The 12,101-nt window shown below is 66.2% G+C and carries 11 protein-coding genes and 4 pseudogenes; 6 read left to right on the top strand and 9 right to left on the bottom strand.

The window, feature by feature from the left end; all coding sequences use genetic code 11:
• Positions 1 to 118: 118 nt before the first annotated feature.
• From ACFYX0_RS44370 to ACFYX0_RS44380, 3 genes are all read left to right on the top strand, one after another.
• The gene (locus ACFYX0_RS44370; RefSeq protein WP_388980647.1) at positions 119 to 424 is read left to right on the top strand and encodes a hypothetical protein; all 306 of its coding nucleotides are present in this window, start codon (positions 119 to 121) and stop codon (positions 422 to 424) included.
• Between the two features lie 584 nt (positions 425 to 1,008).
• Positions 1,009 to 1,188 (top strand): hypothetical protein, encoded by a 180-nt coding sequence (locus ACFYX0_RS44375; RefSeq protein ID WP_388980648.1) that lies wholly within the window; start codon positions 1,009 to 1,011, stop codon positions 1,186 to 1,188.
• A 516-nt stretch (positions 1,189 to 1,704) separates the two neighbouring features.
• Complete coding sequence (locus ACFYX0_RS44380) at positions 1,705 to 3,345, top strand: M4 family metallopeptidase (protein ID WP_388980651.1); 1,641 nt, start codon at positions 1,705 to 1,707, stop codon at positions 3,343 to 3,345.
• 48 nt (positions 3,346 to 3,393) lie between these two features.
• Here the strand turns inward: ACFYX0_RS44380 and ACFYX0_RS44385 are convergent.
• Both ACFYX0_RS44385 and ACFYX0_RS44390 read right to left on the bottom strand, forming a co-directional pair.
• Positions 3,394 to 3,600, bottom strand: a pseudogene (locus tag ACFYX0_RS44385) (ISAzo13 family transposase); the annotation flags it as partial.
• A gap of 184 nt (positions 3,601 to 3,784) precedes the next feature.
• Positions 3,785 to 4,672 (bottom strand): NmrA family NAD(P)-binding protein, encoded by an 888-nt coding sequence (locus ACFYX0_RS44390; RefSeq protein WP_388980654.1) that lies wholly within the window; start codon positions 4,670 to 4,672, stop codon positions 3,785 to 3,787.
• Positions 4,673 to 5,028: 356 nt separating this feature from the next.
• On the opposite strand from ACFYX0_RS44390, the pseudogene ACFYX0_RS44395 reads away from it, so the two are divergent.
• A pseudogene (locus ACFYX0_RS44395) lies at positions 5,029 to 5,607 on the top strand (IS200/IS605 family accessory protein TnpB-related protein); the annotation flags it as partial.
• Positions 5,608 to 5,699: 92 nt separating this feature from the next.
• Here ACFYX0_RS44395 and ACFYX0_RS44400 read toward each other — a convergent pair.
• Together ACFYX0_RS44400 and ACFYX0_RS44405 are read right to left on the bottom strand one after the other, a co-directional pair.
• Positions 5,700 to 5,888 carry a hypothetical protein gene (locus tag ACFYX0_RS44400; protein WP_388980657.1) on the bottom strand — a complete coding sequence of 63 codons (189 nt, stop codon included), beginning with the start codon at positions 5,886 to 5,888 and terminating at the stop codon, positions 5,700 to 5,702.
• 116 nt (positions 5,889 to 6,004) lie between these two features.
• Positions 6,005 to 6,442, bottom strand: a complete 438-nt coding sequence (locus tag ACFYX0_RS44405; protein ID WP_388980660.1) for a winged helix-turn-helix transcriptional regulator — start codon at positions 6,440 to 6,442, stop codon at positions 6,005 to 6,007.
• 209 nt (positions 6,443 to 6,651) lie between these two features.
• Here ACFYX0_RS44405 and ACFYX0_RS44410 point away from each other — a divergent pair, with 209 nt between their 5' ends.
• Together ACFYX0_RS44410 and ACFYX0_RS44415 are read left to right on the top strand one after the other, a co-directional pair.
• Positions 6,652 to 7,353 (top strand): SDR family oxidoreductase, encoded by a 702-nt coding sequence (locus ACFYX0_RS44410; RefSeq protein ID WP_388980662.1) that lies wholly within the window; start codon positions 6,652 to 6,654, stop codon positions 7,351 to 7,353.
• A gap of 48 nt (positions 7,354 to 7,401) precedes the next feature.
• On the top strand, positions 7,402 to 7,824 hold the full coding sequence (locus ACFYX0_RS44415; RefSeq protein ID WP_388980664.1) for a tautomerase family protein: 423 nt from the start codon (positions 7,402 to 7,404) through the stop codon (positions 7,822 to 7,824).
• A 57-nt stretch (positions 7,825 to 7,881) separates the two neighbouring features.
• Here the strand turns inward: ACFYX0_RS44415 and ACFYX0_RS44420 are convergent.
• From ACFYX0_RS44420 to ACFYX0_RS44440, 5 genes and pseudogenes are all read right to left on the bottom strand, one after another.
• Positions 7,882 to 8,265 (bottom strand): annotated as a pseudogene (locus tag ACFYX0_RS44420) (Dyp-type peroxidase domain-containing protein); the annotation flags it as partial.
• A 139-nt stretch (positions 8,266 to 8,404) separates the two neighbouring features.
• On the bottom strand, positions 8,405 to 8,995 hold the full coding sequence (locus tag ACFYX0_RS44425) for a CGNR zinc finger domain-containing protein (RefSeq protein ID WP_388980666.1): 591 nt from the start codon (positions 8,993 to 8,995) through the stop codon (positions 8,405 to 8,407).
• A 190-nt stretch (positions 8,996 to 9,185) separates the two neighbouring features.
• On the bottom strand, positions 9,186 to 9,728 hold the full coding sequence (locus ACFYX0_RS44430; RefSeq protein WP_388980668.1) for a carboxymuconolactone decarboxylase family protein: 543 nt from the start codon (positions 9,726 to 9,728) through the stop codon (positions 9,186 to 9,188).
• 436 nt (positions 9,729 to 10,164) lie between these two features.
• Positions 10,165 to 11,304, bottom strand: a pseudogene (locus ACFYX0_RS44435) (IS630 family transposase).
• An 89-nt stretch (positions 11,305 to 11,393) separates the two neighbouring features.
• Entirely contained in the window at positions 11,394 to 11,810 is a 417-nt protein-coding gene (locus tag ACFYX0_RS44440; protein WP_388980670.1) for a GNAT family N-acetyltransferase, read from the bottom strand.
• Positions 11,811 to 12,101: the final 291 nt, after the last annotated feature.

Below are 12,101 nucleotides of genomic sequence, written 5' to 3' on the forward strand. Positions count from 1 at the left end.
CCCTGGGCAACAGCGGCTCCAAGCGGGCCCACTGTGCATCCGTCAGATCTCCACGTGCCACGAAGCAAGATCATCCCACCTCAAGATCCACTTTCAATACACGCCCTAGGAGGTAGTTTTGATCTCGAAGACAGCCCGGCTCTGCGTGGCGGACAACCAGTACTCCATCCACGGCGACGTCTTCGACGTCACCGAATGGCGCTACACGGGCTTCAACGGTCGCGTCGCCTCTATCGCGGTCCCAGGAGTCCTCCGCGACCCCGGTGACTTCGCCATCATCATGACCGGAACCGAGTCGGGCCCGGTCAACGTGACCGTCCAGGCAGACGCACATGCGCCAGCGCCCGCGGATCTCGGCACCTGGGACGAGGTCGGTCGTAGAAGTCAGTCTGATTATTGCCGGGCGAAAAGCCTGCTGTCGTGACCGACTTCGACGACGACGAATCATCCTCACTGCCGACCTTCGCCGTCCTCGGCCCTGGACCGTACCGGGTACGCGTCGCGACTGCTCGGCGATCGAGTGGATTTGGTGACGCGCAGGAGGATCCGGCGCAGGGTGCCGATCGCAAGGGCGTGGGTGTTGCCACTCTCATGCGATCAGCAGCGGGGGCACGGTGGCCACCCACTGGTGCAGTGGACGGTCAAGCAGGCCCTCCGGGCGATCGAACAGCACGCGCGGCAGGAAGGCCCGGGCGCGGCGGCGCACGGTGAGGTGAGGCCGGCCGACTCCCTCTGGAAAGCGGTGGACCGCGGTGCCGGAACGGTGAAGGGGCTGTGTAGGGGTTGTCGCACACCGTCAACGCGCGTAGCGGACCGAGCGGATGGTGCGGTTTGCTCGTGTTCGATTCTCCAACCCCCCACATTTCTTGGAGACTTCATGCACCGCGCTGTTTTCGGCATGCCCGCTACCACGCTCCCCCTGTCGGCATCTGCGCCGTCCCCGCGCTCGCTGATCCGTCGGCCACGACCTCCACGGCGACAGCGCGCAGTGAACTCGCCGCTCTGACGGTGGCCACCCCGCACCCGATGGACGGCTATGTCCGCGACAAGTCCGGCAGTGGCCCGGCTGGCTGGAAGCCCACCAACCACGCCTTCTGGTGCACCTACACCATGGACTACACCCACATCAAGTCCCTCTGGAAACCGACCACCACCGATGCCGAGAAGACCGTGCCTCCTCGATGGTGAACGCCTGCACCAACTGATCCGGTCGCCCTCGACACTGTCGCCGACCGCCCCATCTGTGCAGCCACCCACTTCGGATACCGGGGCGCCGGCTGCCCTGACGGCGATCGGTTGTCGGAGTTGTAGTGCCGGCCACGCTCACGGTCGGCGGTGCGCAGTTCCCTCGAGGGAGCCGCGCACCGCCGGGTGGAGCATGTGTGCCGGTGACTGGTCGTGGGTGAGGTGTCCACACCCGACTCGATGTGACTGCCGCTGCCTCCTGATGTTGTGGTTGCAAGCGCCAAGCTGATGGTTCACGCATGTCGGCCGCTATTTGGCTCTCGTCCTCGTGGCGCGTCGGCGTCCGTGCGCTTTCGGCCGCGTTTGCGGATTGGCAAATTTTAATCAACATCAACTTCAGCACCCTGACATGAACGCATCAAGTGTGTCAGTCTTGCTCCATCCGCCGCACGAGCAGAGAAGCAGCTGTCCAGGTCGGCCCCACACCGGCCGGACTTCCCCCCACATGAAGGAGCTTGTGTGACCCCCCACTCCACACGGCACCAGCGCACTGCCCTTGCCGTTGCCACTGCCGTAGCCGCCGCAGCTGTCCTGAGCACGGGGCTGACCTCCACGGCTACGGCCCAGGCCGCTGCCGACGGCTCTCACCATGCCGCCGCCCCGGTCGCGCTGTCCGCCGCTGCCCGTACAGGTCTGATCCAGAAGGCACAGACCGAAGCTGCCGAGACCGCGCAGAAGATAGGCCTCGGCGCCAAGGAGAAACTGATCGTCAAGGATGTCGTCAGGGACGCCGACGGCACCGTCCACACCCGCTACGAGCGCACCTACGCGGGCCTGCCGGTGCTGGGCGGCGACCTGGTCGTCCACACCACCAAGTCCGGTACGACGAAGGGCGTGACCCGAGCGACGCAGGCGCGGCTGCAACTCGCCTCGCTGAGGCCGCAGATCGCCGCGGCCACGGCCGAGAAGCAGGCCCTGCGCACAGCAACGGCGGCCGGCTCCGCGAAGACCACCGCGGACCAGGCTCCGCGCAAGGTCATATGGGCAGCGAGCGGCAAACCCGTCCTCGCCTACGAGACGATCGTCGGCGGCCTGCAGGACGACGGCACCCCGAACCAACTGCACATCATCACCGACGCTGCCACCGGCAAGAAGCTCTTTCAGTACCAGGGCATCGAGACCGGCGTCGGCAACACCCACTACAGCGGCAAGGTGGACCTGACGACGACTCAGTCAGGCTCGAACTACACTCTCACCGACGCCTCGCGCGGCGGCCACAAGACCTACAACCTGGACCACGGGACCTCCGGTACGGGCACCCTGCTGTCCCAGTCCAGCGACACCTGGGGCGACGGAACCGTGTCCAACGCGGCGACCGCCGCCGCCGACGCCGCCTACGGCGCCCAGGAGACCTGGGACTTCTACAAGAAGACCTTCGGCCGCAACGGGATCAAGAACGACGGTGTCGGCGCCTACTCCCGCGTCCACTACGGCAACGCGTACGTCAACGCCTTCTGGGACGACAGCTGCTTCTGCATGACCTACGGCGACGGCTCGAACAACACCGACCCGCTGACCTCGCTGGACGTGGCCGGCCATGAGATGAGCCACGGCGTCACCGCCAACACCGCGGGCCTCGAGTACACCGGCGAATCCGGCGGCCTCAACGAAGCGACCTCCGACATCTTCGGCACCGGCGTGGAGTTCTACGCCAACAACCCCTCGGACCCCGGTGACTACCTCATCGGCGAGAAGATCAACATCAACGGCGACGGCAAGCCGCTGCGCTACATGGACAAGCCCAGCAAGGACGGCGGCTCGGCCGACTACTGGTCCTCGTCCGTCGGCAACCTCGACGTGCACTACTCGTCGGGCGTGGCGAACCACTTCTTCTACCTGCTGTCCGAAGGCAGCGGCGCGAAGACGATCAACGGCGTGAGTTACGACTCGCCCACACACGACGGTTCCACGGTCACCGGTATCGGCCGCGACAAGGCGCTGCAGCTCTGGTACAAGGCGCTGACGACGTACTACACCTCGACAACCGACTACGGGGGCGCCCGCAAGGGCACCCTCTCAGCGGCAGCCGAGCTGTACGGCTCCTCCAGCGCCGAGTACAAGGCGGTCGCGGCAGCCTGGTCCGCAGTCAACGTCAGCTGAGCCCCACACCCGTGAGGGCGGCATCCGGAAGGCGCCCCGGATGTCGCCCCGCCGAACCCGGCCTTGCCTGCTGCCGAACAGCACTGCGAGGGGTTCCGGGGCCACGGCGACCCGAAGGTGCAGCAGGGCCGCCAGGACCTGTCCGGGGAAGTCGAGCCGGAGAGAGAGACCGCGTTTGACGTCGCCGTCCGACAAAGACTCGGTGAGGTTGCTGAGTTGCTGTCGAGTCGTTCCGGTCAGGGCCGAGTCGGAGAGGCCGGGCCGCGGCCCGCCCCAGAGGCCCGGCACAGCTTGTGCAGGACCTCTTCGGTGACCTCGGTTGTCCGACGCACCGAACCGCGCCGGGCCTCGGGGGCGGGCCGCGGACACGAGTCGACCGGGCTGCCTCACACGAACGCGCGTGGCATGGGATGCTGCGGCCGCCCGTCGTCGGGGGAGGTCAGCTTGCCGACTTGGCAGGGCCGAGCCCGAACACGGAGCGGTTCTCGTTGATGAACTCCTCGACCGTCACGAGCGGCTGGCCGGTGATGCTCGGGGCCGCGTCGCTGACGCCTGCCAGAAGCCCCTCCTGCTGGTCGATGATGATCGCCTCGAAGTGCTTGAGCTTGGCGGTGTCGTTCAGACGACCGATCGACTCCAGGAACGTGGTCACGGTGATCTGCTCGAAGGGAAGGTCCTTGCCCAGCACCCGGCTCACCTCGGCCGCGAGCTCCTGGTGGCTGTACTCCACCGGACCGGTAAGCCTGTAGGTCTGGCCGGCGTGCTTCTCGGGCGAGGCGAAGATGTTGGCGGCGGTCAGTGCGATGTCCCGGCCGGCGATCGGAGCGAAGCGGCTGTCCCCGTTGAAGGGCATCGCGTAGCGGCCACGGCGGATGAACCCGGAGATGTAGAAGAGCCACTGCATGAAAAGCGTGGGCCGCAGGTGGGTGGTCGGGACGCCGGACCAGTCGAAGACCTGCTCGGACAGCCAGTGGTTCTGGGTGGTCTTGCTGTGCGCGATGGGGCGCGACTGAAAATGCGACATGTTCACAATGAGCTCGAGCTTCTGCTCCTTCGCGGCCTGCGCGAACATGACGGCCGCCTCCACCAGGCCGTCCCCCACCGGGTAGTTGAAGTAGGCACGCTGGACCCCCTGCAGGGCCGCTCGAACGTCACGGAGGTTGAGGAGGTCACCGAAGACGACCTCGGCGCCCGCTTCGCGCAGTTCCTGTGCCCGTCCATCGTCCTTGCGGACCATGGCGCGGACGTTGAAGCCGTCCTTGAGCAGGTAGTCGACCATCGGCCGGCCGGTGGCACCGTTGGCGGTGGTGATCAGAATCGTGGTCATTTATGTCTTTTCTTTCACTTTGTGGAGTTGCGGATGGGAGGGCGTCGGCGCTGTCTCTGGCTGCGGACCAGGGCGGTCAGCTGTTGATGCCGTTCAGGAGGTCGGCGTGGGCGCGGGCGAACTCGCCGACAGTCATGGTGTTGCTCCTGCGCTGTGGTCAAAGTGATCGTGACCGGGGGCGCGCCAATAGGAGCATATACTCGTAATTTACGCGAGCGTATGCCCCCATCTATGGGCCGTCAAGTCCGGCCCCAGAGCCGGGGCCTGGTGGGTGCCAACAGGCCCATACGGGCCCTCGTGGACATGGACGTTCACAATCCGGCCGGCTTCCCTCCTCGGTCGGGGCGCATCGGTACCTGTCGGGCCACGCCACCCACCGCGTCGCTCAGCTCCGTCACGCCCTCACCCGCCTCCTACACTGGGCCAAGGCCACGCACGTGCAGGCCATCGCGATCGAAGACCTCGACTTTGCCGACTCGAAGCCCCGGGAGCAGCACGGCCGCCGCAAGCGGTTCCGCAAGCTCCTCTCCGGTGTCCCCACCGGCAAACTCCGCACACGTCTGCTGTCGATGTGCGCCGAAGCCCAACTCGGCGTGATCGCCGTCGATCCCGCCTACACCTCCCTGTGGGGCGCATAGCATCGGCAGCAGTCCCTGTCCACACCCCGACGCCCCGCCACCCGCCACCAGGCGGCAGCCGTAGCGATCGGCAGACGCGCCCTCGGCCACCGGATCAGGCGACGGACGGCACCGCCCCGCCCGCACCACAGCGATGCCGGCGGGCACCGGACCGCCCAGGCCCGACCCAGTGACCGAAGGCGCGAGGGAAACCGCCCCCGCGTATCCGGACCACGGACACGATCCGTGCGCGCCGAACGCGTGCCGGCCGGAAGGGGAAGCAGCTCTCCTACCGGGTGGGCCGAGATCCCGCCTTGAAAAGCTGCTCGGCGCAGTGGCACACCCCTGTCGACGTGCACCGGCGAAAGAGGACAACCAGAGCGTGGCCGCACGACACCCCTGTGTCAACCTCACATAAGGTGGGCGAGGAGGTGCTCGACGATCCACCGCTCGGGCAGCACCACGAACCCCCTATGGTCGTCGCTGCGTTTGACGATCGCCATGACCAGCGCGAGCGCGGCCAGGCAGTACTCGACGAGGCTGCCGGTGCAGCCGCCATCAGCCCAGTCCAGGGCGAGGCGCTGGTGCGCGTTGGACACTCGCGCCAGCAGGACCTGGGCGGCACGGTGCGGTCGCCGACGTCCGCGCTCGTGACCATCACACCCAGCGGCAGGCCCAGGACGTAGACCACGACGTGCCGCTTGCGGCCGTTTGATCAGCCTGTGGGCGCAACCATGTGGAGACTGCCATGGATCACGGGTTCGCCGCAGTGGCGGCAGGTACGGAGAACGCTCAAGGCGTGGCCACAACTGTGGCGCAGTTCGGTGGCGGGCTCGTCAACGGCCCATTTGTCACCCCATTCGCGTAGGGCGAGCATCACGGGGAGAAGCTCACGGCCCGCCTCGGTGAGGTGGTACTCGTGGCGCGGCGGGTGCTCGCTGTACTGCCGGCGCTCGACAATGCCGGCGTTCTCCAGCTTGCGCAGCCGGTCGGCGAGGATGTCGCGCGAGAGGCCGATGTACGCGGCGATGCGGGCGAAGCGGTGCACCCCGTAGCTGATCTCACGGACGGCCAGCAGGGTCCACCGTTCGCCAAGGATGTCCAGCGCAGCGGCAACCGAGCAGGACCGGACGCCCAATGGCTGATCCGCCATGTCGAGTCGATCATCGTGGTCGTTCACGCCGCACCTCCGCGGTAGTGGGTTGCCTTTCCCAACACACTACCGCTACCGTCGGCCGAGTAAGTTTGAAATTCAAATCCACTGGCGCCTGGTGCCATGCACATCCAGAAGCCGGAAGACCCTCGGGGACGCGGACGCCTCTACACGGCCCGGCGCCCCCCAACACGCCCAGGAGAACGCACATGACGGCAATCGAAGGTTCCATAGCACTGGTCACTGGAGGCCAGCGCGGTATCGGCAAAGCATTCGTCGAAGAACTGCTGGCCCGAGGCGCTAAAAAGGTCTACGCCACAGCCCGCAAGCCCCGACCGAGCCACGACGAGCGGGTCGAGGTCCTCGCCCTGGACGTCACCGACGACAGCTCCGTCGCCGCCCTGGCCGAGCGCACCCAGGATGTCGACGCGGTCTTCAACAACGCCGGCGTTCTGTACCCCGGCCCCTTGCTCAAGTCGGACATGCAGCAGGTCAAGGACCTGTTCGACACCAACGTCTTCGGACCCCTGCGCATCGCTCAGACGTTCGCCCCGGTGCTGGCGCGAAACGGCGGCGGCGTCCTGGTCGACATGCACTCGCTGCTGTCGTGGGCCGCCGGTGCCGGCTCCTACGGAGCTTCCAAGGCGGCCTTCTGGTCGCTGACGAACTCCCTGCGTATCGAGCTCGCCGCTCAGAACACCCAGGTCGTCGGAGTGCATCTGGGCTTCGCCGACACGGACATGGTCGCAGCCCTCCCCGTCCAGAAGATCTCCGCTTCCGATGTCGCCCGCTTCGTCCTGGACGGCATCGAACGCGGTGAGAACGAAGTCCTGGTCGACGACATCACCCGCAACATCAAGTCGGCTCTCGCCGGCCCGGTGGAAGGCCTCACCCTCCCCCTCGGCCGCTGACTCCCGGACACGCCCGGCACTCCGCTCAAACCCCAGCCTGGAGGACACATGCCGCTCTGGCACATCTACCACCCGCCCGGCGCCTACACCCCGCAGCAAAAGCAGCAGTTCGCCGATGACATCACCGGCCTCTACACCCGCATCGGCCTGCCGAAGTTCTACGTCGTCGCACTCTTCCACGAGATCGACCAGGCCTCCTTCTACATCGGCGGCAAGCCCTCCAAGACAGGCGTGCGCATCGTGATCGAGCACATCGCCCTGAAAATGGAGGATCCAGAACGCCGCATACAGAACCGCGAAGCCGTCGCCCGTCTGGTCGCTCCCCACACCACCGAGCGGGGCCTGTACTGCGAGTTCCACATCGACGAAACACCCCGGGACCTCTGGATGACGGACGGCATAGCGCCGCCCCCCTTCAAGAGCGAAGCCGAAAAGCTCTGGGTGCAAGAGAACCAGCCGGTCCCCTACTGACCGGACTCCTGCACCTCCAGCAGGGACGCCTGCGACCGCTGCGAGGCGTCCCGTTCCTCGAAGAACGGCGGATACGGCGTACGAGCCGTTCGCCATCCACTCCGGGCCGCCCAGCGCGGGCACGAAGATGTGCCCGTCGAAGTCGGTGTCGGTCGGTTTCGCATTGCGGGCGCCGTCGATCTGGCCCATCAGATTGGGGGGCCGTCATGGGGTGCGCGGTCGCCTCGGGGAGCGGCTGAAGCCGTTCATCTGCCAGCGCAGCCGGGCGGCGCTGCCGGCGTCCTTCTGGATCGCGCGCAGGGCGTGGAAGGCGACGAGGGCCTCGTTGGCTCCGATCTGCACCCGCAGGTCGTCATTGCTGCGGGACTTGTCGAGGTGGTCGGAGGAGAAGTCAGGCAGCGGGTCCCCTGTGGATGTGCGCTGCTTCTCCAGCCCCGTCCGCGCGCCCTCGTCGACCACAGCCTCGGCAGCCAGGGGACCCAGCCCGGAAAACACCGTACGTACAAGCTCGTTGACATCTCGCGCACGATGTCAGCGAGCGGAGTCCCGTTCTGCTACCACCGAATGTGAGCCAGGGCCGTTAGATTGACACACCCGACCCTGGAACAGCGGTCCCGCGTTGTTTTCGGTAGGCGCGAGCCGCTCGTACCCTGTTAGCGCACGAAGGCCGGCACCATTTACGGCGTGAGTGATCTTTGATGAAGAACAGCGGACAATCAGGTGCAGGGCAGGAGCGGAGCAGCTTCTTTCGTTCGGTTCCAAAGAGATCAATGGCATCCCAAGCGAATTCCGCCAGCAGCCTGCGCATGCCAGTCGCATCCGACTCGGAACGCGCGATCAGGCCGGTGTGCTCCATGACCAGCCTCGGATTCGTGTGGTTAGCGCGCGCAAAGTCGTTGATTCGATCCACTGCGTCCCCGATTTCTCCGCCGCCCACAATCAGGGCTTGGGCGACCACTCGGATAGCATCGCGGAGTTCGATGAAACTCGCCAGACCTGCTGAGTCCGCGGCGGAAACAGGGGGGAGTCCCTGGCTCGTGTGCATGGACGTAAGCCAGCGTTCCAGGGTTTCTTTGTTCGGCAGGCCTTCTACGGGCTTTCCCCGAATTGCGAAGTGCGTATTCGCAAGGTCGAGCGCTGGAGTATCTCCAACGATAGGCGCGTCATGCACGGCACACCCCTAACGAATCCTTTGGCAGCTCTGTGACAGGTCTGCGGGATCTCCCGGCGCCCTAGTCTAGATCCGCGCCGTATCGGACGGATCGGGCCTGTGGGCTGTGCCGACCCCTGCCGCTGTCTGCCTTTCGCGCCGCGGGACGTGCCCAGACGCACGGAGACGCCTGGGCACAGCAACGGCACACTCACGGGAGGTACTGGACCAAGGGCCCGTCGAGGTCCGTAGCCACGGCCTTGTTGAAGTAGTTGGTGAAGGTGCTCAGCGACACTGCCGCGATGACCTCGGCGATCTCCGCGTCCGACAGGCCCGCCCTGCGGGCCGCGTCGACATCGCCATCCGTAATGTCACCCCGGCTCCGCAGAACAGCCGCCGCCAGGCTCAGCGCCGCATCGGCGTGCGGGTCCGCCGACTTGGCCTGGCGTGCCTGCTCCACCTCGCTCTGGTCGAGCTTGACCACGTGGGTGGAGACCTGGATGTGCGAGGCAAGGCAGTAGTCGCACCCGTTTTCCTGGGCGGTCAGGAGGGCGATGCGCTCCCGGACCGCGGGACGGAGCTCGCCGCCGGCAAGAGCCCCGGAAAACGCCAGGTATGCCTTGAGAACGGCCGGGCTGTTCACCATCGCCTTGGTCATGTTGGGAGTGACTCCCCATGCCTTCTTCACGTCAGCCAGCAACTCGGCTGCAGCAGGAGTGGCGGCGTCGGGCTGGATCAGAGGGATACGAGACATGCGACTTCTCATTTCTTGCTCGGACGATGACTCGAATAGCTCGCGTCAGGACTCCGGGAGGACCTGTGGCCGGCGTTCCAGTAGCGATGGCTTGGGGCGTTCGCCAGTCCCTGCCGACTCGACGCCGGCCGGTCCTCCTGCAGTCGTGAACGAAGCGACGGCCCGGCCTGCCGTGGCAGCCAGGGAAGCCACCTGCGGCGGAGCATGCCGCCGCCATGCAGTACGAACCATTCTCACGCTTGCTTTGGCTTCCAACCGTAAGAATAGCTCTCCGATTCCCAGCACTCCGAAATCCCGCTATGAGCCACGTCACCACCTCGGCGCCCTCGATCGCATGGGCTGGACTGGCGTTCCACACCACCGCTTCGACCTCTACCACCGGCACCGCTCCCGCGACGTTCGAGGCGGCCAAGCCCACGGGGGTGCTAGTGGCGCATCAGGCAACGTTCGCCCTGTCGACCACGGCTCGTAGCCGTTGATCGTCAGCGTGACGGTTTCGCCAGATGACGTAGCGGCGGATCATGCTTGCCTGCTCTTTGTGGCTGGTGTGGTCGGTGCCGTCGAGGGTGAAGTAGCGCAGGGCGGTGAACTGGGCCCTCGATGCGGTTCAACCACGAGGAGTTGGTCGGTGTGTAGGCGATTTCGACGTTGTTGGCCTCGGCCAGTCCGCCACCCGGCGGCATCGCTTGGTGGTCAGGTGCGGCGAGTAGTTGTCACACACGATCGCCAGGCGGGCCGTCGGCGAGTAGAAGGTGCGCGGGTAGCGGCAGAACTCCAGGAACTTCGACCGGCTCTTGGTCTTCTTGATGTGCCCGTAGAGCTGGTCTTTGCCCAGGTCATAGGCGGCAAACAGGTGCCGGACCCCGTGCGCGCGGGTGTAGGTCGCCCGCCGCCGGGGCCTGGGCTCCCGCGCGGGGACCTCGTGCTTGCCGCCGCGCTCGGCCCACCGCCGGCCCGGGTGCGGCTGGAGGTTGAGCGGGCCGAACTCGTCCAGGCAGAACACCACCTGCGGTTCGCCGTCCTCGGGTATGACCTCGCCGTCGGCGATCGCGTACAGATGCTCCACGCGCGCCTTCTTGACCGCCTTGTCCGGATCACGGGAGGTCTTCCACGTCTCTACCCGTTGAAAGGAGACGCCGACGCCCTCCTCGCGGAGCAGGATGCGCAGGCCCTCGTGGCTGATGTCGTCGACCACCCCCTCGGCGACCAGGAAGTCCGCCAACTTGGTCAGACTCCAGGTCGAGAACGCCAGGCCGTGCTCGGCGGGCTTGGACTTGGCGATTTTCTTGATCTCACGCCGCTCGGGCAGCGTGAAGGTCTTGGGCCGGCCGCCCTTGTACTTCGGGTAGAGGGAGTCGAAGCCGTCGGTGTTGAGGTTGTGGATCACGTCCCGGACCCGGTCCGCGCTGGTGAAAGTGACCTCGGCGATCTTCGCCACCGCCATGCCCTGCGCGGACAGCAGCACCATCTGGGCCCGCCGCCAGGTCACCACCGAGCCGGAGCCACGGCGGATGATCCGCAACAGCCGCCTGCCCTCGTCATCGTCGATCTCACGGAGGCGCACTCGTTCTGCCACCCAGACAGTTTGGCGGGGAAGCGCGCCGGGTGCGGGACCCGGCGTGCGTCCCAACTGGCTGAGGCGGCAAGCGGGTCCGTTCTGTGGATCTACGTCTGATCGAATGTCCAGACGAGCACCACTTGCTCCTCTTCCGGTATGCCTCCGGCGTGTCTGTACGTTGCCAGTGCGGCCGCGTTGTCCTCGTCCGTGATCCCCCACATGCCGTAGCAGTCGCGTTCGCGCGCCAGGTCCGCAAGCGCCGACACCAGAGTCCGGCCAACGCCCTGCCCGCGGAACGACTCGTCCACGCCCAGCTCGTACAGGAACATCTCGGTCCCCTTGTCCGGATGCGTCATCTCGACACCCGTGACCATGCCTGCCGGGACGTTGTCGGCGTAGGCGATCAGCAGGTGGTGGCGCTCGTCCGCCAGGAAACGCTCAGTCGCTCCCTGCCGAGGGGTGTCATCGAACAGGTGCCCGGCCGCCTTGACCTCCTCGACCTGAGTGATGCGACGGATCTCCATGCGGGGATACTGGCAGGTTCCGGCATTGAGGGCTCTGGATTTTTTTTCCCAAGATCCAGGAACGGTCACACCACCGATCCCGACCCCCGCCGGATCACCGACAGGGCGAATGTTGCCTGATGCGGTACTAGCGAGCCACGTGTGCATTGGGACGACACCCGCTTTAGAGGTATCTCATTTGGGTTCTTCGGTAGCTTGCTGGCATGGGGATCGTTGAGCGGCTGGTGCCGGACGAGTTGTGGCAGCTGTTCCAGCGGGTGGTGCCGGAAGCGCCTTCCCGGCCTCAGGGTG

This window comes from Streptomyces sp. NPDC002573, assembly GCF_042889625.1.
GTDB lineage: Bacteria > Actinomycetota > Actinomycetes > Streptomycetales > Streptomycetaceae > Streptomyces > Streptomyces gibsoniae.

Excerpts from the sequence above, each read along its gene's own strand:
- ACFYX0_RS44410 (WP_388980662.1), top strand. The coding sequence starts at position 6,652 with ATGACGGCAATCGAAGGTTCCATAGCACTGGTCACTGGAGGCCAGCGC.
- ACFYX0_RS44415 (WP_388980664.1), top strand. The coding sequence starts at position 7,402 with ATGCCGCTCTGGCACATCTACCACCCGCCCGGCGCCTACACCCCGCAG.
- ACFYX0_RS44390 (WP_388980654.1), bottom strand. The coding sequence starts at position 4,672 with ATGACCACGATTCTGATCACCACCGCCAACGGTGCCACCGGCCGGCCG.
- ACFYX0_RS44440 (WP_388980670.1), bottom strand. The coding sequence starts at position 11,810 with ATGGAGATCCGTCGCATCACTCAGGTCGAGGAGGTCAAGGCGGCCGGG.
- ACFYX0_RS44405 (WP_388980660.1), bottom strand. The coding sequence starts at position 6,442 with ATGGCGGATCAGCCATTGGGCGTCCGGTCCTGCTCGGTTGCCGCTGCG.
- ACFYX0_RS44430 (WP_388980668.1), bottom strand. The coding sequence starts at position 9,728 with ATGTCTCGTATCCCTCTGATCCAGCCCGACGCCGCCACTCCTGCTGCA.